Below are 19211 nucleotides of genomic sequence, written 5' to 3' on the forward strand. Positions count from 1 at the left end.
GCAGAAGATGAAGAAAATTCTCAGTATTTTCATAGTAGTTCTTCTATTCGCTGTTGGATGCGGACAGCAAAAAGAGGAGAAAAAAGAAACAAAAGCGGACAATAAAAATCAAGCTATAACAATTAAACACGCTGAAGGGGAAACGAAGTTAGATAAACCAGCAAAAAAAGTAGTTGTACTTGAGTGGGTATATTCTGAAGACTTATTAGCACTTGGTGTTCAGCCAGTAGGGATGGCAGACATTAAGAATTATAATAAATGGGTAAATACAAAAACAAAACCGAGTAAAGATGTTGTAGATGTAGGGACACGTCAACAACCAAACTTAGAAGAAATTAGCCGTTTAAAACCAGACTTAATTATTACAGCTTCATTCCGTGGTAAAGCAATTAAAAATGAATTAGAGCAAATTGCACCAACAGTTATGTTTGATCCATCAACAAGCAATAACGATCACTTTGCTGAAATGACAGAAACATTTAAACAAATTGCAAAAGCAGTTGGAAAAGAAGAAGAAGGTAAAAAAGTATTAGCTGATATGGATAAAGCATTCGCTGATGCAAAAGCAAAAATTGATAAAGCAGACTTAAAAGATAAAAACATCGCAATGGCACAAGCATTTACTGCTAAAAACGTACCAACATTCCGTATCTTAACTGAAAATTCTTTAGCTTTACAAGTTACAAAAAAATTAGGTCTAACAAATACTTTTGAAGCAGGAAAATCTGAGCCAGATGGTTTTAAACAAACAACTGTAGAATCATTACAAAGTGTACAAGATTCAAACTTCATTTACATTGTAGCGGATGAAGATAACATTTTTGACACGCAACTAAAAGGCAACCCTGCTTGGGAAGAATTAAAGTTCAAAAAAGAAAACAAAATGTATAAATTAAAAGGCGACACTTGGATTTTCGGTGGTCCTGAGTCTGCAACATCTTTAGCAACACAAGTAGCAGATGTAATGACAGCGAAGAAGTGATTACACGATGAATAGCCTAAAACATACACTTCGAGCAAGTCTTGTATTCGGAGGAGGAGCAGCTCTCTTGCTCCTCCTTTTCTTTATTCATATCGGACAAGGTCAAGCAAACATTTCCTATAGTATGATTATTGATGCTCTTATCTCACCGAACCAATCGCTAGAACATCAAACTTTAATCATGCTTCGATTACCTAGAGCTGTAATTGCCATTTTAGCTGGAGGCGCTCTTGCTGCATCAGGGGTTATTTTACAAACGTTAACGAAAAATCCACTTGCTGAATCCAGTACAATGGGTATTCACTCTGGCGCATATTTCTTTCTAGTAGCGGCTACAATTTTCTTACCGAAAGATTTACAAATTAATTCTCTTCTGTTCACATTTATCGGTGGTGCTATTACTGCTTTATTTGTATACCGTATTTCTGGTGGAAAAAAGGGAACCCCACTTAGAATGGCATTAGCTGGTATGGTCGTTACATTAATGCTCTCTGCCTTTACCGGAACGATGCAGCTTTTCTATGAAAATGAAACAGCTGGTTTATTTTTATGGGGAGCTGGCTCTCTTATTCAAAATAACTGGGATGGCGTTCAATTTGCTTTTCCATTTATCATTATTTCTTTCCTAGTTTTACTATTTATGTCTCGTAAACTCAACATTCTCTTACTTGGTGATGATGTTGCTATTTCTCTTGGTGAAAAAACAGCAGTAACACGTCTTATCGCCTTCATTGCTGCAATCTTTTTAACAGCAGTAATTGTTACTGTTGTTGGACCAATTGGCTTTGTCGGCTTAGTTGCACCTCATTTAATGCGCCTTATCGGATACCGTCAACACTTTACTCTTCTTCTCTCTTCTTTCTTATGGGGGGCAGTATTATTGCTTGGAGCAGATGTTGTCGGTAGATTAATAGATCCAACCGGTGCAGAACTTCCTGTTGGGGCAGTCACAGCAATGATTGGATCTCCTTGGCTTATTTACTTAGTGTATCGAATGATGAAGTCGAAACAATATATGAATGATAACGGTGCGAATGCAGCTGGAGCTAGTTCCCGCTATTACTCTTATAAAAAGGTAATCATTATATCTATCACACTTTGTATTGTGACGATTGCTCTTGGTGTTACAATCGGTAGTAACGCTTATATCGAAAGCATTACAAATGTTATATCAGGTCAATTAACACAATTTGACAAAAACATGATGATGAATCTTCGATTACCAAGAATGCTCGTTGCCGCTATTGCTGGTGCATGCCTTGCAATAAGTGGGCTTGTTTTCCAAGGTATATTACGAAACCCACTTGCCGATCCTTCTATTATTGGTATTTCATCAGGAGCTGGTGTCGGTGCTTTAACTGTTATGTATGTCTTTCCTGCACTTCCTGGTTTCTTCCTACCAATTGGTGCATTTATCGGCGGACTACTTGCAGTTGGAATTGTCCTCTTCTTCTCATGGAAATCAGGATTTAGCCCAACAGCTCTTGCTTTAATAGGAATTGGTATTTCTGCACTTGGCTCAGCAATTATTCAAATCTTTATCGTTAGAGCCAATTTGAATGTTGCCGCTGCTTTAACATGGTTATCTGGCAGTACGTATGCAAGAGGGTGGAATCACTTAGAAAATATCATTCTATATCCATCTCTAATTCTTGTATTCATTATCTTTTTCTTAATAAAACAACTTGACGTTCTCGTACTGGGAGACGATTTAGCAACTGGACTTGGGCAACCAGTAAATAAAACACGTCTTGCTCTGATTGTGCTAGCGACACTACTTGCATCAGTAAATATCGCTGCTGTCGGTACAATTGCCTTTTTAGGCCTTGTCGCACCTCACTTAGCAAGAATTGTTGTTGGTATGAATCATCAAAGACTATTCGTTTGTTCAGCACTATTTGGAGCAATCCTTCTTTCTGTTGCTGACTTACTTGGACGTACAATCGCATATCCGAAAGAAATTCCTTCTGGTCTTGTCGTTGCTGTACTTGGAGCACCTTATTTCTTATGGCTAATGAGGAAGAGTGGGAAGAAAGTTAATTAAAAAGGAGGCTTCGTTTTAGAAGCCTCCTTTTTATATACTAAATAAAGTGAAACTTTAATTAGTGGGGGGGGGGCTTCATCCCCACTGATTATTAACCCAAACCAATTGGGCTTTTATGAGCAGTGGATCTCCCACCTAACTTCTTTGCTCCAGCCGAATCTTGAGGTGGGAATTTTACTGCAGGTGAATAGCGGGATAAATTACTCTGATCTCACTAATTTCACAGATTTAGTCCCTCCCATAAACTCATGATGTACAGTTAATGTGTTCTCCTCAAGTTTCAAATCAACCTTCTGTTTTCTTTCTCCCATTAAAAATACAAGCTCTATGGAAATAATCCCTTGGTCCACACTTAATATTCGAAAGTCTCCTATAGTAGTCCCTTTCCCAAAAATATTATGTTCCATAAATTCTCCGCCTGTTTTCTCACTATTAATAGATTCTATTTCCAACCCAACTGGCCTGTCTGTACTTTCTGATGACATCCAAGACCCCTTTAACTTTCCAATATCAGCCTCTTTTTTCTTTTCATTTTTTAACTCTTCCTCTTTTTTCTTAACTTCTGCTTGTTGAGTTAGTAAGCCATCTATTTGCTTATTCAGCTCTTCGGCCCGTTGATTTTCCGAAATAAATTGTTGATTTTGGCCAGTATCGTTAACAATTTTATTTACTATCCCTTTAGCCTCTTCATACTTTTTATCATTCTTTAACTTCTCTGCCTTTTCCAATTGACCTATATATTGACCTTTTAACTCTTTATGCTCTATGAGCGAATCTTTTTGTTCTTTCGCTTGACTTTGAAGGATTGCGGAACCATCTTTCATCTTTTCTACTTCTTGAAACAAACCTATTGCTTGTTCTATATTTCCACTCGATTTCTCTTTTATCGAACTTATCATCTTAGTAGTTTGGTCTTTTAATACCTTTGCTTCTTTATCATCCTTTTTCTCTTCTAATGCTAGCTCAAATGATGCTACTGCCGTGTCATATTCTTTACTCGCTAACGCCAATTTCCCTTGATCCATTGCTTTTTTATAGATTTCATTGCTACATCCTACCATTAAAAATAAAATTATGATTCCTAAAATCAATCTTTTCATAATATCCCCCTAAATTAATATAATTCTATATACACTCAATAGTATCATAAAATTTATATATAAAATTTTAAATACCATCATTAAAACATAAAGGGAACTTGTCATTTCTTCTCGAACTTAATCTATGAACATAAGTAGAGGGGGATAACAATAATGTACCAAACAATTGACGGCTTCTTGCAATCATGGACATACGAAGCAGAGTCTACTCAGAAAATGCTTGATTCATTAACCGATGCATCTTTATCACAAGAAATTGCACCTGAACATTGGACGTTAGGTAGAGTTGCTTGGCACATCGTGACGGCAATTCCTGTTATACTATCTGGCACAGGGCTAAAGTTTGAAGGAGAATCGAAAGATTATCCTGTTCCAACTTCTGCAAAAACAATTGCAGATGAATACCGTAAAGTAAACGCGGCTTTTGTTGAAACACTTCAAAGTAAATGGACTGATAAAGACTTAGCTACTATTAATGACTTCTTTGGTCGCCCTATGCCGAATTCTATATTTTTAATGACACTCATTAATCATCAAAATCACCACCGCGGACAAATGACGGTTTTAATGCGACAAGCTGGCTTAACAGTTCCTGGCGTATATGGCCCCGCAAAAGAAGAATGGGCTGCGGCTGGAATGGAAGCTCCTAAAATGTAACGACAAAAAAGACAAGATGTTTACATATCTTGTCTTTTTCTGTAACTTGTTTCATGTGAAACTATTTTTTCTTAATGGTTGTTTTATGGAAAAGATAGGTTAAAATGAATACATATTACGAAGAGGAGTAACCAAATTGAATACAAAAAATAAAAAAATAGCTATGGGAACTATTTTACTAACTTCTCTTATTGGAGTTATTAGTGTATCTCTTTATTTCACCTATTATGGTACCCCTTGGGGAAAACAAGTAGCAATTACGGACTCAAAAGAGTATATTACAAAATATTTTAATCTAGATGCAGAAGTCAAAAATACTTCTTACGATGCTAAAATGAATAGCTATGCAATCTCCTTTGAAACAAGTACCGACGGCGAGTTTACTATCGAATATAAAAGTCCTAATAACTTTAACATTTCTCCAGAAGTGCAAAAGTATTTAAGCACACACTCTAAATTTACAGAGTAGTAACGAAGCATACATATACAAAAAAGAGTTGGTGTAACACCAACTCTTTTTCACATATTCTTATCATACAGTTATATCTTCCTTCTCTATATTTTTAATGCCGTAATATGCAATTACAACTCCAATTGCTGCAAGTGCTAGTTGAAGGGGAAGAAAAGTTGCTGTAGAAAACGCTGGGTTGCCATTATTCATTGCAATTGTGACAACGATAAGAGATGAAACAATTGTAGTTGGCACGGAACGTTTACGCATTCCGAAATATAATGGGATTAAACTCATCCCCGCAGTTGCAATGGCTAAAGGAACTAGTTTTATTCCTTCTTGCATCAATTGATCTACTGTGAATGAATTAGGAAGAATTGAAAAATAACTATCTATCCCAAAGAAAATTCCTACTACTAAAATGTTAGATACAATAACTGTTATAAATGTTACTGTCGCTGTAATAGCCAACTTACTAGCCATCATCTTCTTTCGGTTAATGGGATAAGAAAACATGATTAGTATTGTTTTATTTTTATATTCACCAATTATTAGCCTTGCGATTAATACACTACCAAAAACAATAAACGTTGCTCTTACTATTGTGCTAGCCATTAACAATATCGTCTCTGGATTCCTTATTTCTGCATCACCTTCTACTTGAGCGATGATGCTCACAAAGATCATTAATGCCAGTATAACAATATTTGCAATAATTGCTCTCTTCACGTACCAACCAAGCTTAAACTTTTTCAATTCTAGCTTCATTAAATGTAGCATGATAGTGTCCTCCTTCCTCCTAAGATTTAATCAATATAAATGACTCCTGTTTCACTTAAAATCTTCGCTTCATTTTTTGCATCACCAATCGTTCCTATTTTTATTTTTTCTGTATTTTTATCTTTCTTAAGTCCTTTTAAATCCACTATTACATCAGCTGAATTACTTTTAGCCATAAGCTTCAATGATGCTGGGACACCTTTATACCGTACGCCAATATCCCCTGATTTTGTTTCTATAAATAATGATTTTCCTTCTGTCATATCTTTCAGTAATACTTCCCCAGATGTTGAAGTGATGTTCACATTTTCGTTTTTTACATTTTTCACATAATTATCGCCAGTAGTAGAAGTTATATTTACTTCTTGTAATGAACTATCTTTTAACATCAAATCCCCACTTTCGGATATGAATTCACCCTTCTCTGCCGATAGTCCTGTAATCATTCCATCTCCAGACTTGCCTTTTGTCACGATACTTTTTACTACTATATCGTTTATTTTCACATCACCCGATTTATTATTGACTACAATTTTGTCTATTGCTTTCCTCGGAATAGCTATACATATACTATTTTTCTTCCTAAACGTAAAACCATTAAAAAATTTGGTCACCTTTTGTTTTTGCTTAATCACAATTTTATTTTCGTCATTTTCTATTTTGACGGGATCTATCTTTTTATCTACTTGTTGACCTTGAGCGGAAATTACTATTTTATTAGCGTCTGTACTTTTAAATTCAATATTCCAGTTTTCATTGTCTACTTCTATTTCTTTTATATTATTGATTTCAAAAGACCTTTCTTGCTTAAAATCTTTCACCTGAAATACCTTAAAACCCAAAACCGCACTAGCAATTGTAATGACTAATATTGCAATTACTATTATTTTTTTCACCAGTCATACCCCAGTTCGTTTTTGTTTTAAGCTTGCTTCACGCCACATCAATCTTGTCGATTTTTCGATACGATAGATAACTAATGAAAATTCCTAATAAACAGAGCACGATTGGGATAGCTATAAAATCAAACATACTTACTTGACCATTTCCAGGACCAACGTTACCATTAATCAGCATACCAATTATTACTGCTGAAGTAATCGTTGTCGGTGTCGATTTCTTTCTCATTCCAAAAAATAAAGGAATTAAACTTATACCAGATATCATAAATGCACTTATAATAGTAGTTGGAACGGTAGCTATTATTTCCCCCATCATAACAGGCGTTTCAAGTATTCCTATTATTGGATTCATACAGAATATGAGCAAACTAATAATAAATGTTGCGATTATCGTGCTCACAAAGCAAAAACTAAAAACAATTGCTAATTTCGCTCTCATTAGCATTTTCCTTTGCAGTGGGTACATAAATAGTAGCTGTATTGTTTTGTTCTTGTATTCATCAATCACTAAACGTGATAAAATAACCGATGCAAAAATAATAAATGTAATTCTAATAAAAATATTTGCTAAAGACATGTATTCCATATAGCTAGAGAACATCAACTCATCCTCTACTTTAGATGCCCATGCCATAAGACTTACCGCAGCAAAAATTGCTATAATACAAATGGCTACTCCTTTAAAATAACTAGATAATTTATGTTTTTTCCATTCGAGTTTCATTAATTTAAACATATAAACCACGCCTCCATTCTTTATATAACTCTCTCTACGCTGTTAACATTCTAATTCCAGCAGTAATTACGCTTAACATTCCTATCACTAGTAGAATTAACAACCATTTTCGCTCTGGTTTCCTATAATATGAAATCCCACTTATGAACATTACGATCAATCCACTTACTAGATTCACTAACAATCCATTAAGCATGAATGCCCTCTCCATCCATTACATTTAAGAAATATTCCTCTAAGGAACTATGTTTCTTATTAATACTTTCAATTTCCACATCATTCATAATAAGTGCTTTTGAAATGGCTTGCTGAGACACTGCCGTATCATACACACGAATCATATTTCCGCTCATTATTTTATAATTTTTTATGCCAAGTTTATCTTCTAAAATGTAAGCTGCACGCTTCACATCAGGAACAGTAATTTCAATGTACTCTGTTTGTTTTCCGTTAATACTCTTCATTGAAACTTCTTTTATTAGTTTTCCATTTTGAATTACACCAATTGTATCCGCCATTAATTCCATCTCACCTAAAATATGACTAGAAACTAATAATGTAATGCCATATTCTTTGCAGAGCATTTTAAATAAGTCTCGTAACTCTTTAATACCAATTGGATCTAAACCGTTTATGGGTTCGTCTAAAATGAGCAATTCTGGCTTTGTCACGATTGCCCTTGCAATACCAAGTCGTTGTTTCATTCCTAATGAAAAATCTTTTACTTTTTTATTATCTATCCCTTGCAGTTTCACTAAATGTAATGCATGGTCAATTGCGTTTTTATCGTAATAGCCCATATATTCACAATGTAATTCTAAATTTTCTTTCGCCGTTAATTTATCATAAAAGATTGGGTATTCAATAATTGTCCCCATTCTTTTTAATACTTCATAAGATGTGTCTGTTAACTTCTCACCTAAAACTTCAATCTCACCGCTCGTCGGTTTTATTAAATTTGTAATCATTTTCATAATCGTTGTTTTACCAGCACCATTCGGTCCTAAGAAACCGTATATCTCTCCTTTTTTCACATGCATGTTAACGCTAGAAATAACTTCTTTCCCTTTAAACACTTTCGTTAACTGATTCGTTTTTAATATATAGGTCATGTCACTTTCCCCTTTCGCACTACTTTATATTTTTATAATAGACAACGGAAATCTCTTTTTTCTTACCCGTTTCTTACAAATTCCTTACGCTGAAAAAAAAGCTTGTAGAATCTACTTCTCTACAAGCTAAAACTGCATCTTTTTTAATGCAACTGTAAAAATTGTTTTTTCATACGGCTTACTAGAAAGATGAATTTTTCCATCCATCGCTTCCACCAGTCTTTTCGTAATCGTTAACCCTAAACCGCTTCCTTGGTACAATCTATTTCTTGAATCTTCAAGTGTGTACATACGCTCAAACACTTTATCAATATGAGATTCATCAATCCCTTTTCCTTTATCCCATACGTCTATATACACATTCGTTTCATCATCTCTTAACGTCATACCCAGTATCTTTCCATCGTCTCCATATGTAATTGCATTTGATATTAAATTATTCAATACTCTACCTAATACTTCTACATTTCCAAGTGCATATATATTTTTTTCTGGTATATCAATATGAACTTGAAACCCTTTCGTCGTCACTAAATCATAAAAAGATAAAATCTTCTCACGACAAACCTCATTCATATTTACTTTTGTCATCTCGATTGCCTTGTCACCAGATTCCAATTTTGCTAAATCAAAAAACTTATGAATTAGTTCCATTACTTCTAGTGTTTTCACATGCACCTTTTCAAGTAATATTTGTTGTTCTTCTTTATTCATTGTTTTATCCTTATTTAACATTTCTGTATATCCAAGAATAACTGTTAGTGGCGTCTTTAAATCATGTGAAATATTTGAAAGCATTTTTCTCATCGAAATTTCTACTTTCGCATGATCTGCATTTGTTTTCTGTTTTGCATCTAATAATTGATTAATTGCCACTAATAATTTTTGCAATTCTCGATCATCTGTCATAACGAGTAACTTCTCGCCTGTTTGTACATTTACAATACTTTCTAACTTTTCATATGTGTATCGCAAATTTTTACTACTATTTTTTCTCATTTTATATTGTATGTAAATGACACATAACAATATGAAAATAATACCTATTAACAAATTGACCATATTACATCACTTCCAACTTATAGCCGATGCCCCATAACGTTTTGATATATTCTGGATTAGATGGATCACTTTCGATTTTCTCACGCAATCTTCTCATATGAACATTAATAACGTTATCGTCACCATAATACTCTTCGTTCCAAACTAGCGTATATATTTGTGCTTTTGTAAATACACGATTTTGATTCTTTACGAACAGTTTTAGAATCTCAAATTCTTTTAAAGTAAGCTTGAGAGGCTTCCTATTTTTTTCCACAGTAAAATTAATTGGATCGATTGTTAAATCACCAATTTGAATCATCTTTTCTGTTGTTTCTGTAGCCGAATATTTCGTAGATCTTCGAATACCTGCTTTTACACGCGCCGCCAATTCAATCATAGAAAATGGCTTACAAATGTAATCATCTGCTCCAAGTCCTAATCCAACAGCTTTATCAACATCTGTATCTTTTGCTGACATCATTAATATCGGAACCGCACTTTTTTCACGAATGATACGCACAACCTCTAAGCCATCTAGCTTTGGCATCATAATGTCGAGGATAATCAAATCAAATGAACCTTTTAAATATGTGTTCACGCCTTCTTCTCCATCAGATGCGATTGTAACTTGAAAGCCCTCTTTTATTAAATACTTTTCCACCATCTCTTGAATTGAGAGATCATCTTCAACTAATAAAATATGATGTGACATATGTCTATCCCCTTTTTACAAACGTTAACAATTCAATTGTATCGTAACTACTACAGACTTGAAACAAATATATGAATTTTCAAACCAACTTCCCTTCCTCCCCTAACAATGATATGATAAAATTCACTACGATTGTTCATAATTAACTTTATATAAAGGAGACTTATCATGTCAGAAAACAAAAAAGTAAGCTTAGCTGATTTAATGCGCGAACAACTTGCAAAGAAAAAGCAAGGAAATGGAAATGGGTCAAATAATACAAATCAAAGCCAAGAAACGAAAAAATTACAAAACCAACAAACTAAAAAAACAAACAACCAACGTAGACGTACAGGTGTATAAATGAACGGACAAAAACGTTCTAATATCGCACCCGGTCTTGAAGTTGATATTGTATTAAAACAAGATCAACGCACCGGCAAATTAACACGTGGAATTGTAAAAGATATTTTAACAAACTCCCCTTCCCATCCGCATGGTATTAAAGTACGATTGCAGGACGGGCAAGTCGGTAGAGTGCAAAATATCGTCCAATAAGAAAAAGGAGCTCAAGTAAACTCGAGCTCCTTTTTCTTTATTAACCTTTAATTTTCTCGATGAAAACTACTTTTAAATAGTCTCCTTCTTTAAATTGATCAATGGTACGGAAATCTTCTGGTAAAGAATGTTCTTCTAATATTTTATATTTGCCATTCATTTCTTTAAATGCTGTATCGATAAAGCCTTTAAACTTTTTCATATCGAATGCGCTACAATTTGTAGAAGCAACAATAATCCCGTTATTTTCTGTAATAGCAATTGTTTCTTTTAATAAATTTTTATAATCTTTTGCTGCACTAAACGTATATTTTTTTGAGCGCGCAAAGCTTGGAGGGTCAAGTACGACCATATCAAATTTCATATTTTTCTTCGCTGCATATTTAAAGTAAAGGAATACATCTTCTACAATAATGTCTTGTGCTTCATAATCTATTTCATTTACACTAAACTGCTCAATCGTTTTACTTAAACTACGATTTGCCAAGTCCACACTCGTTGTTTTACTCGCTCCGCCAAGCGCTGCAAATACAGAGAAAGCACCTGTATAAGAGAACATATTTAACACTGTTCTTCCCTTCGCATATTTATCACGAATTTGTTTTCGAACGCTACGCTGATCTAAAAACACACCAACCATCGCTCCGTCATTTAAATAAACAGCGAAGTTCACACCATTCTCTTTTACGATAAGTGGGAACTCACCGCGCTCTCCTGCTACGAAATCATCACCTTCAATGTATTTCCCTTTCGTATCAAAACGCTTTTTCTCATAAATACCTTTAAAGTTTGCTACTTTTTGAAGAGCTGCTATAATCTCATCTCTGAAAGTATAAATCCCTTCACTATACCAACTTACTACGTAATAGCCATCATAATAATCGATGATTAAGCCTCCAAGACCATCACCTTCACCGTTCACAACACGGAATGCTGTCGTATCACTTGATTTGTAAAATTGCTTTCGTTTATGTAAGGCAGATTTTATTTTACTTTCAAAGAAAGATTGATTAATTTGTTCACTCTCTTTTCTCGTTAAAATCCAGCCGTATCCTTTATTTTGTTTTCCATAATAACCTTTTCCAACAAATTGACTCTTCTCATCTACCACTTTAATGATTGTTCCTTCTTCCTGAACATCATTTAAATTTTGAATTGCATCTTTTAAAATAAGCGGATATCCACTTTTAATTTCTTTTATAAATTTCGGTTTTATTTTTACAGTTACTTCTGATCGCATATAATAACTTCCTTTCCATTTGCATGCTTTCTCTATAGGAAGCATTTCAAAAACGAGACTGAAAAACAGCCTCGTTTCACTATACCATATTATTGCTTTGCTAGTACAACTCGCTCATTCTCTCGCTTAACCACCATATATTTACTACATTTTGAAAGGGAAATCTTACTGTCCAAAACAATAAAAAAACTTATTTATTTTACATTTACCATTGACAATGATAATGATTTTCATTATCATTTAATGTATATGAGTTCTCGAAAATAAAGGCTACATTTATAGGAGGAATAAAACATGATTATTGTTACAAATACAGCTAAAATTACAAAGGGAAATGGACATAAATTAATTGAGCGTTTTAATAAAGTAGGTCAAGTCGAAACAATGCCAGGCTTTTTAGGATTAGAAGTTCTTTTAACGCAAAATACAGTTGATTATGATGAAGTAACAATTAGCACACGCTGGAATGCAAAAGAAGATTTCCAAGGTTGGACGAAGAGCTCAGCATTTAAAGATGCTCACTCACATCAAGGCGGGATGCCAGAATATATTCTTGATAATAAAATCGCTTACTACAATGTTGAAGTTGTACGTATGCCAATGGCTGCAGCACAGTAAAAACAGTTCTTTTTTTAAGTATAGAATATGAGAAGCGTTATCTATCACTTCTCATATTCTATACTTTTTTCTTTAATTTCTTTTTACTAATTTTGCGTGTACAACTAGCCTTCCAGCCTCTGGATCAAGCGCATAGTCACAAGTAGAAAGTGTTACAATTTCATCATTAGCCGTCAATTCCGTATCCGTTTTGTACAGTGATTTTTCTTGAATTTCCTTTAAGAACGATGTATATGCTACATCATTTTCAAAATCCGTTTCAATGTAATAAAAGTCCGTTGTTGTCGTGTATACTGAAAAAACTTCAACGTCGTATCCTTCAAATAATGTATCGTAATATAATTTACGATGGGACATGAAAAAGTCTTCGTCCAACATCTTTTTTAAACTACCAAACATAGAACCGTCTTTCATACGATGGCCATATAAAATCGTATTTCGATTTTGAGATTTCACATCATTACGATGGTCCATAAAAATGCTTCCCGCTCTCATATCTTCACCTTTATAATTACGAAATAAATAGTAATCATTATCTTTTGCTTGAACGATTGGATAATTAATTTGTGTATCATCCATCGTAATCCATCCGACTATCTCTGGATTAATTTTCTGGAGATCCTGAAACTGTTTACGTACCTCTCCGTCTTCCGATTTTTCTTCCATTGGACTTCTTTTATAAATATGTTGTGCCTCAGCCATTACTTTACGATTTTCATAATAATCCATGAAAATCCCGCCCAACTCATACATTGAATAGAAAAAGATTCCTAAAAACGCAATTGTAAGTATGCGTTGAAAAAAAGAATTCTTTTTCCGTCCTTTCTTGCTATTCAAATTATCACCTCAAAACGGATTATGCTCAGCCTTTAGATTCCCATAGGTACCATGTACAATCCGGTATCTTCATCCTGCTTTACAATGACATCTACACCATATATTGCTTTAACCATTTCTTCTGTTATTACATCATTAGGATTACCTTTCGTAATGATCTCTCCATCTTTCATAACGATAATATGGTCGCTATAACGAATGGCTTGATTAATATCATGTAATACCATTACAATCGTTAGCCCATACACTTCATTTAACTCTTTCACTAACTCTAATATTTCTAGCTGATAGTAAATATCTAAATATGTTGTCGGTTCATCTAAGAAAAGCATTGGTGTATTTTGAGCTAATGTCATTGCGATCCAAACTCGCTGCCTCTCTCCACCAGATAAAGCATAGATTGGCTTATCACGCTTACTTTGTAAATTCGTACATACTAGTGCGCGCTCTATCGCTTCTCTATCTTCATCTGTTTGCGGAGAGAAAATATTTTTATATGGCATACGCCCAAAGCTTATTAGCTTTTCCACTGTAATATCTGCTGGAGCCTCATTTTGTTGATGGACAACTGCTAGCTTTCTAGCAAACTCTTTCGGTTTATATTCACTAATCGCTTTCCCATCAAGTATTACTTCTCCACTGCTAGGAACGTGATTTCTAGACATGACACTAAGTAATGTTGATTTCCCGCATCCATTCGGGCCGATGATTGTTGTAATTTTCCCAATTTCTATTTCACTACTAACAGACTTTAAACGATTTGTTACGTTATCGTATGAAAAGGTTACATTTTTAATTTCCATGAACTTTATCACTCTTTCTAAGCAAGAATATTAAGAATGGACCACCAATAACCGCCATAATTGTTGCTGCTGGAATTTCGTTAGGTGGCACAATTAACCTTCCAATCGTATCCGCCGTCAAAATTAATAACGCCCCTGCAAGAGCAGAAAATGGAATTAATACTTTATGGTCTGAACCGACTAATTGTCTTGAAATATGCGGAACTAGTAATCCTACAAAAGCAATAACACCTGCAATCGCTGTTGATACTGCCGCTAAGAGTACTGCAATGGCAGAAATAATAAGACGAACTCTCGTCACGTGCAAGCCTAAGTTTTTCGCAGTCTTATCTTGTAGCGATAATAAGTTACACCAAGCTCCTACGAACAGGGCAAGAATAAGACCAATCGTTCCATAAGTCACCATTATTTCTACATCGCCCCACGTCTTCATTGTTATGTTAGAAGTCGTCGTTTGCTTAATACTCTTAATAAAATACCCACAAATCGTAACGAATGATTCATTTAATCCAGTAAACATCGCATTAATGGCAATACCAATTAAAATAATGCGAAGCGGGCTTAACCCTGACTTCCATGAAAACGAATAAACGAGATAACACGCAAACGCACCACCTAAAAAGGCGAATACGGGTGTCCAGAAAAAGAATTGCGGGAACAACGTAATAATAACGAGTGTCATAAAACTAGCTCCTGAAGATATACCGATTACCCCAGCATCAGCGAGTGGATTCTTCATAACGGCTTGAAAAAGCACCCCTGAAACAGCAAGAGTCGCTCCAGTGAACAGCGCAATAATAATACGCGGGAAACGTAAATCTTTAATGACTTCAACATCTTCATTCCCACCTGTAAATATCCCTTGTACAAGTTCAACAATACCTACTTCTAAACTCCCTTTCATCGCTGACAATGATGTCATAACAATGAGCAATGCAGTAACAATGAGGAAACTCCAAGTTTTTTTATTCATTCTGCTCTTCCTTTATATTAAAATGCATCACGGATACATCATTTTTTTCAATTCATCTAACGCTTCAATTGCTGCTAAATTGCCTGTCGTTCCAAATAAACGCTCTTCTAAATCGTAAACACGGTTCTTTTTAACCGCAGCAAAGTGTTTCCAAATGTCATTTGTTTTAAATTCTTTATCAAACATTTTTACAACTTCATCAGGCATACCATGAGCTGCTCGTAAAATAATATCTGGATCAGCTTTCTTTAAATACTCTGTATTAGAAGCTAAATATTCTACTTGTTCACCTTGTACAATATTTTTACCACCTAGTTGTTTCACTAAATCTCCAATATAAGAATGCTCTGTTGCTACTAAATAACTGCCTGGCACACCTAATAAAATAAGCACTGTCGGTTCTTTCTTTCCTTTTACTTCCTTTTGAATGCTAGCAACCTTTTTATCTAACTTAGTTACTACTGCTTCAGCCTGCTTTTCACGTCCATATTTCTTACCTAAATCGCTAATAGAACTTTGCATATTTTTTAAACTCGTTAAATCTAAAAAGTTTGCTTTCATACCCACACCATCAAAAACTGGCTTTAATTCATATTCAAGTGTTGTCACAGATAACACTTCTGAAGGCTTTAATGACTTTACCTTTTCCATATCTGGACTCATTGGATTCCCAACTTCAGGTAAACCTTTATATCGCTTCGGTAAAGTTTTAGAACTTGTTGGAACGCCGACTAAATCTACTTCTAACGCATCCATAATTTCAGTAACAGCCACTGTTGTTGCAACAACGCGCTCCTTACTCTCACTCTTTACCTGCTTTGCTGTTTCTTTTTTTGGTGATGAGCACCCAGCTATACTCATTAACAAAATGATAGCCATTAGTACACTTACGATTTTCTTCACTCTCAATCACCACTCCCTTCCATACAATATGAAACAAGTCTTGATGCACGCGAACATGCATCAAGACTCCAAAAATTACAATCTACCTGCTCTATATTTACGAACTAGTAAAGCAAGTGAACCTAGCAGTAACACCATGTATAAACCAAGTTGTGCTGTATCTGCAGTTTTTGAGTTTTTCTCTTTTTTCGAATCATTTTTTGTATCTTCTTTTTTCTTCTGACCATCTGCATTTCGGTTAAAATCAGGAGTACCTACTGTTTTTACATTATCTACTTTCGGTGTAGTCACTGGATTTTTCGGTTCATTTTTCGGTTCCTCTTTAATAGTTCCTAACGCGCCGATATTATTTGTATCAAATTGAATTTGTACATCGTAGAAATGATGGTAGTTCATCTCATCGATGTCTACCTTTACTTTTGCGTTTAATTTTTTAAATAGATCTTCTACTTCAAACTGTACTACTCGCGTATTTGCATTTTTATCTTCGCTTACTACTTTCGCATCAGCGAATAGTTCCTTGTTTTCCGTTTGGAATTTCGTAATCCACGCACTATTTTTCAGCGTCATCTCAATGTATTTTTTACCATCTTTTACGATTAATTTCGCTGGATTTACAACATAGTCATTCATCTTTGAAATCTCATCTGTTTTATCTTTTAATACTTTAAATGTAATATCATATTGGCCATCTACTAAATTTTTCGGATCAACTATTACTTTCGGGTTATTATTTCCACCTTGGTTGTCATTCCCGCCTTGGTTGTCGTTTCCTCCTTGGTTGTCGTTTCCACCTTGGTTCCCTAAAGCTTTAATACTGTCTTGATCAAATACAAATTGAACATCGTAGAAATGGTGATAATTCATTGAATCAATATCTACTTTTACTTTTGCATTTAATTTTTTAGACAAATCGTTTACTTCTACTTCTACTACTCTTGTATTTTGTTCTTTATTTTCACTTAACACTTTTGCATTAACGAAAGAACCATTCTTCTCAAATTCAAATTTCGTAATCCATGTACTATTTGTTAATGTAAACGCTACGTATTTCTTACCATCTTTTACTTTTAATACACCTGGGCTTTTTGTGTATGTGTTCATCATTGAGATTTCATCTGTTTGATCTTTTAACACTTTAAAGCCAATGCTGTATTCACCATCTTTAAGAGCTTTTGGATCAATTGTTGTGTTATTATCTTGTTTGTCGTTTCCTCCTTGGTTGTTATTTCCGCCTTGGTTGTCGTTTCCTCCTTGGTTGTCGTTTCCTCCTTGGTTGTCGTTTCCTCCTTGGTTGTCGTTTCCTCCTTGGTTGTCGTTTCCTCCTTGGTTATCTAACGGCTTAATGCTACCTTTATCAAATGCAAATTGAATATCGTAAAAATGGTGATAATTCATTGAATCGATATCTACTTTTACTTTTGCATTTAATTTTTTAGACAAATCGTTTACTTCTACTTCCACTACGCGTGTATCAGCTTTTTTATCTTCACTTATTACATTTGTATCAACAAACGAACCATTTTTCTCAAATTCAAATTTTGTAATCCAAGAACTGTTCGTTAACGTAAATGATACATACTTCTTACCATCTTTTACTTTTAGCACACCTGGACTTTTTGTATATGTGTTCATCATTGAAATTTCGTCTGTTTGATCTTTTAATGCTTTAAAATTGATGCTGTATTCACCATCTTTAATTGTTTCAGCATCTGGTTTTTTATTTTCATCTGGTTTTTCTACTTCTGGTTTTTCTGCTTCTGGTTTTTCTGCTTCTGGTTTTTCTGCTTCCGGTTTTTCTACTTCTGGTTGTTTCTCTTCATTTTTAATTTGTTCAAGTTTATCTTGTTCAAATAAAAGTTGTACATCATGCGTTTGCTTATAATTTCTTGATGCCATTTCGATAAATACTTTTGTATTTAGTTTTTTAGATAAATCGTTTACTTCAAACTCTACTACTCTTGTATCTTTTTCCTTATCCTCACTCACTACTTTTGCATCAACAAATGCGCCATCTTTTTCCGTTTGGAAATTTTTAATTAATGAGCTACTTTTTAGTGTTACAATTGCTTTTTTCTTACCGTTTTCTACTTTTAATACTCCTGGATTTACCATGTAAGTATTCATCTTAGATTCTTCATCTGTTTGATCTTTTAATACTTTAAATGGAATGCTGTACGCACCATCTGTAATTGTGTTAGAATTTGGTTGTTGATCTGGGTCAGGCTTTTGGTCGGGCTTCTGACCTGGATCAGTAGTTTCATTTGGATCTGGCTTATTAGCTGGGTCCTCTTTTTCATTTGGTTTTTCTACATGAATTGGTGTAATGCTATTTTGATCAAATGCAATACGAACGTCGTACTCATGATGATAATTTAAAAAATCAATATCTACTTTTACTTTTGCATTTAATACCTTCTCTACATCTTCTACATCAAATTCTACTACTCTTGTGTCTTTTTCTTTATCTTCACTAATTACATTTGTCGCAACTAGCTTACCTGCTTTTTCTGTTTCAAACTTCGTAATCCATGAACTATTCGTTAATGTAAAGGATACTTTCTTTTTCCCATCCTTCACTTTTAAAGTTCCCGGGCTTACTGAATATTGATTCATCATCGATTCTTCATCTGATGTATCTTTTAAAACTTTGAAGCCAATTGAATATTCACCGTCAGCCAACTTGGTAGCTGCTTGAACTGCAAGTGGTTGTAATGTTGATACGAATGTAAATATCATTAAAAACATAGCAACAATAATTTTTGTATACCTGTTCAATG

Annotated in this window: 21 protein-coding genes; 7 read left to right on the top strand and 14 right to left on the bottom strand. The window is 34.3% G+C overall.

Annotation, left to right across the window (positions count from 1 at the left end; translation table 11 throughout):
- Positions 1-7: 7 nt before the first annotated feature.
- Together ACO6VI_RS00810 and fhuB are read left to right on the top strand one after the other, a co-directional pair.
- Positions 8-982: an ABC transporter substrate-binding protein gene (locus ACO6VI_RS00810; protein WP_000722820.1), complete on the top strand. Its 975-nt coding sequence runs from the start codon at positions 8-10 to the stop codon at positions 980-982.
- A 7-nt stretch (positions 983-989) separates the two neighbouring features.
- Positions 990-3026: a Fe(3+)-hydroxamate ABC transporter permease FhuB gene (gene fhuB / locus ACO6VI_RS00815; RefSeq protein ID WP_161520053.1), complete on the top strand. Its 2037-nt coding sequence runs from the start codon at positions 990-992 to the stop codon at positions 3024-3026.
- A 200-nt stretch (positions 3027-3226) separates the two neighbouring features.
- On the opposite strand, the gene ACO6VI_RS00820 is transcribed toward fhuB, so the two are convergent.
- A complete protein-coding gene (locus ACO6VI_RS00820; protein WP_071731442.1) occupies positions 3227-4126 on the bottom strand; it encodes a hypothetical protein in 900 nt (299 codons plus the stop codon).
- A 153-nt stretch (positions 4127-4279) separates the two neighbouring features.
- Here ACO6VI_RS00820 and ACO6VI_RS00825 point away from each other — a divergent pair, with 153 nt between their 5' ends.
- On the top strand, positions 4280-4783 hold the full coding sequence (locus tag ACO6VI_RS00825) for a DinB family protein (protein ID WP_000284950.1): 504 nt from the start codon (positions 4280-4282) through the stop codon (positions 4781-4783).
- Positions 4784-4919: 136 nt separating this feature from the next.
- Positions 4920-5252: a hypothetical protein gene (locus tag ACO6VI_RS00830; protein WP_001093302.1), complete on the top strand. Its 333-nt coding sequence runs from the start codon at positions 4920-4922 to the stop codon at positions 5250-5252.
- 63 nt (positions 5253-5315) lie between these two features.
- On the opposite strand, the gene ACO6VI_RS00835 is transcribed toward ACO6VI_RS00830, so the two are convergent.
- The 7 genes from ACO6VI_RS00835 to ACO6VI_RS00865 all read right to left on the bottom strand — a co-directional run bounded on the left by ACO6VI_RS00835 (position 5316) and on the right by ACO6VI_RS00865 (position 10520).
- A complete protein-coding gene (locus ACO6VI_RS00835; protein WP_000902920.1) occupies positions 5316-6014 on the bottom strand; it encodes an ABC transporter permease in 699 nt (232 codons plus the stop codon).
- 26 nt (positions 6015-6040) lie between these two features.
- Complete coding sequence (locus tag ACO6VI_RS00840; RefSeq protein ID WP_000721012.1) at positions 6041-6910, bottom strand: DUF4097 family beta strand repeat-containing protein; 870 nt, start codon at positions 6908-6910, stop codon at positions 6041-6043.
- Positions 6911-6947: 37 nt separating this feature from the next.
- Positions 6948-7652, bottom strand: coding sequence for an ABC transporter permease (locus ACO6VI_RS00845; protein ID WP_063548724.1), 705 nt, complete (start codon positions 7650-7652; stop codon positions 6948-6950).
- 34 nt (positions 7653-7686) lie between these two features.
- Complete coding sequence (locus tag ACO6VI_RS00850) at positions 7687-7848, bottom strand: hypothetical protein (RefSeq protein ID WP_000931770.1); 162 nt, start codon at positions 7846-7848, stop codon at positions 7687-7689.
- Entirely contained in the window at positions 7841-8764 is a 924-nt protein-coding gene (locus tag ACO6VI_RS00855) for an ABC transporter ATP-binding protein (protein WP_063548726.1), read from the bottom strand. Before ACO6VI_RS00855 ends, ACO6VI_RS00850 begins: the two co-directional genes overlap by 8 nt.
- Positions 8765-8890: 126 nt before the next feature.
- Entirely contained in the window at positions 8891-9826 is a 936-nt protein-coding gene (locus ACO6VI_RS00860) for a HAMP domain-containing histidine kinase (RefSeq protein ID WP_000247669.1), read from the bottom strand.
- Position 9827: 1 nt separating this feature from the next.
- Positions 9828-10520: a response regulator transcription factor gene (locus ACO6VI_RS00865; RefSeq protein WP_000018060.1), complete on the bottom strand. Its 693-nt coding sequence runs from the start codon at positions 10518-10520 to the stop codon at positions 9828-9830.
- A gap of 168 nt (positions 10521-10688) precedes the next feature.
- Between ACO6VI_RS00865 and ACO6VI_RS00870 the strand changes: the two genes are divergently transcribed.
- Both ACO6VI_RS00870 and ACO6VI_RS00875 read left to right on the top strand, forming a co-directional pair.
- Positions 10689-10862, top strand: a complete 174-nt coding sequence (locus tag ACO6VI_RS00870; RefSeq protein ID WP_001293585.1) for a hypothetical protein — start codon at positions 10689-10691, stop codon at positions 10860-10862.
- On the top strand, positions 10863-11057 hold the full coding sequence (locus tag ACO6VI_RS00875; protein ID WP_001014310.1) for a YwbE family protein: 195 nt from the start codon (positions 10863-10865) through the stop codon (positions 11055-11057).
- Positions 11058-11097: 40 nt separating this feature from the next.
- Here ACO6VI_RS00875 and ACO6VI_RS00880 read toward each other — a convergent pair whose 3' ends face one another.
- Positions 11098-12297, bottom strand: coding sequence for a class I SAM-dependent rRNA methyltransferase (locus ACO6VI_RS00880; RefSeq protein ID WP_001255968.1), 1200 nt, complete (start codon positions 12295-12297; stop codon positions 11098-11100).
- A 294-nt stretch (positions 12298-12591) separates the two neighbouring features.
- Here ACO6VI_RS00880 and isdG point away from each other — a divergent pair, with 294 nt between their 5' ends.
- On the top strand, positions 12592-12915 hold the full coding sequence (gene isdG / locus ACO6VI_RS00885) for a heme oxygenase (RefSeq protein ID WP_000587824.1): 324 nt from the start codon (positions 12592-12594) through the stop codon (positions 12913-12915).
- A 72-nt stretch (positions 12916-12987) separates the two neighbouring features.
- On the opposite strand, the gene srtB is transcribed toward isdG, so the two are convergent.
- The 5 genes from srtB to ACO6VI_RS00910 all read right to left on the bottom strand — a co-directional run bounded on the left by srtB (position 12988) and on the right by ACO6VI_RS00910 (position 19209).
- Positions 12988-13752 (bottom strand): class B sortase, encoded by a 765-nt coding sequence (srtB, locus tag ACO6VI_RS00890; protein ID WP_063548728.1) that lies wholly within the window; start codon positions 13750-13752, stop codon positions 12988-12990.
- 32 nt (positions 13753-13784) lie between these two features.
- The gene (locus ACO6VI_RS00895; RefSeq protein ID WP_000403765.1) at positions 13785-14555 is read right to left on the bottom strand and encodes an ABC transporter ATP-binding protein; all 771 of its coding nucleotides are present in this window, start codon (positions 14553-14555) and stop codon (positions 13785-13787) included.
- Positions 14545-15528 carry a FecCD family ABC transporter permease gene (locus ACO6VI_RS00900; RefSeq protein ID WP_063548730.1) on the bottom strand — a complete coding sequence of 328 codons (984 nt, stop codon included), beginning with the start codon at positions 15526-15528 and terminating at the stop codon, positions 14545-14547. The genes ACO6VI_RS00895 and ACO6VI_RS00900 overlap by 11 nt, the downstream gene beginning before the upstream one ends.
- Before the next feature lie 27 nt (positions 15529-15555).
- Entirely contained in the window at positions 15556-16437 is an 882-nt protein-coding gene (gene isdE / locus ACO6VI_RS00905; RefSeq protein ID WP_063548732.1) for a heme ABC transporter substrate-binding protein IsdE, read from the bottom strand.
- A gap of 69 nt (positions 16438-16506) precedes the next feature.
- The gene (locus tag ACO6VI_RS00910) at positions 16507-19209 is read right to left on the bottom strand and encodes an NEAT domain-containing protein (protein WP_422422960.1); all 2703 of its coding nucleotides are present in this window, start codon (positions 19207-19209) and stop codon (positions 16507-16509) included.
- Positions 19210-19211: the final 2 nt, after the last annotated feature.

This window comes from Bacillus sp. PSXD-155 (assembly GCF_049310765.1).
GTDB classification, from domain to species: Bacteria; Bacillota; Bacilli; order Bacillales; family Bacillaceae_G; genus Bacillus_A; species Bacillus_A cereus.

Bases quoted from the DNA above. Each gene is read 5' to 3' on its own strand.
- ACO6VI_RS00870 (WP_001293585.1), top strand. From the start codon at position 10,689: ATGTCAGAAAACAAAAAAGTAAGCTTAGCTGATTTAATGCGCGAACAA.
- ACO6VI_RS00820 (WP_071731442.1), bottom strand. From the start codon at position 4,126: ATGAAAAGATTGATTTTAGGAATCATAATTTTATTTTTAATGGTAGGA.
- ACO6VI_RS00880 (WP_001255968.1), bottom strand. From the start codon at position 12,297: ATGCGATCAGAAGTAACTGTAAAAATAAAACCGAAATTTATAAAAGAA.
- ACO6VI_RS00825 (WP_000284950.1), top strand. From the start codon at position 4,280: ATGTACCAAACAATTGACGGCTTCTTGCAATCATGGACATACGAAGCA.
- ACO6VI_RS00850 (WP_000931770.1), bottom strand. From the start codon at position 7,848: ATGCTTAATGGATTGTTAGTGAATCTAGTAAGTGGATTGATCGTAATG.
- ACO6VI_RS00835 (WP_000902920.1), bottom strand. From the start codon at position 6,014: ATGCTACATTTAATGAAGCTAGAATTGAAAAAGTTTAAGCTTGGTTGG.
- ACO6VI_RS00845 (WP_063548724.1), bottom strand. From the start codon at position 7,652: ATGTTTAAATTAATGAAACTCGAATGGAAAAAACATAAATTATCTAGT.
- ACO6VI_RS00865 (WP_000018060.1), bottom strand. From the start codon at position 10,520: ATGTCACATCATATTTTATTAGTTGAAGATGATCTCTCAATTCAAGAG.
- ACO6VI_RS00855 (WP_063548726.1), bottom strand. From the start codon at position 8,764: ATGACCTATATATTAAAAACGAATCAGTTAACGAAAGTGTTTAAAGGG.
- ACO6VI_RS00900 (WP_063548730.1), bottom strand. From the start codon at position 15,528: ATGAATAAAAAAACTTGGAGTTTCCTCATTGTTACTGCATTGCTCATT.
- isdG (WP_000587824.1), top strand. From the start codon at position 12,592: ATGATTATTGTTACAAATACAGCTAAAATTACAAAGGGAAATGGACAT.
- ACO6VI_RS00875 (WP_001014310.1), top strand. From the start codon at position 10,863: ATGAACGGACAAAAACGTTCTAATATCGCACCCGGTCTTGAAGTTGAT.
- ACO6VI_RS00895 (WP_000403765.1), bottom strand. From the start codon at position 14,555: ATGGAAATTAAAAATGTAACCTTTTCATACGATAACGTAACAAATCGT.
- fhuB (WP_161520053.1), top strand. From the start codon at position 990: ATGAATAGCCTAAAACATACACTTCGAGCAAGTCTTGTATTCGGAGGA.
- ACO6VI_RS00860 (WP_000247669.1), bottom strand. From the start codon at position 9,826: ATGGTCAATTTGTTAATAGGTATTATTTTCATATTGTTATGTGTCATT.
- ACO6VI_RS00810 (WP_000722820.1), top strand. From the start codon at position 8: ATGAAGAAAATTCTCAGTATTTTCATAGTAGTTCTTCTATTCGCTGTT.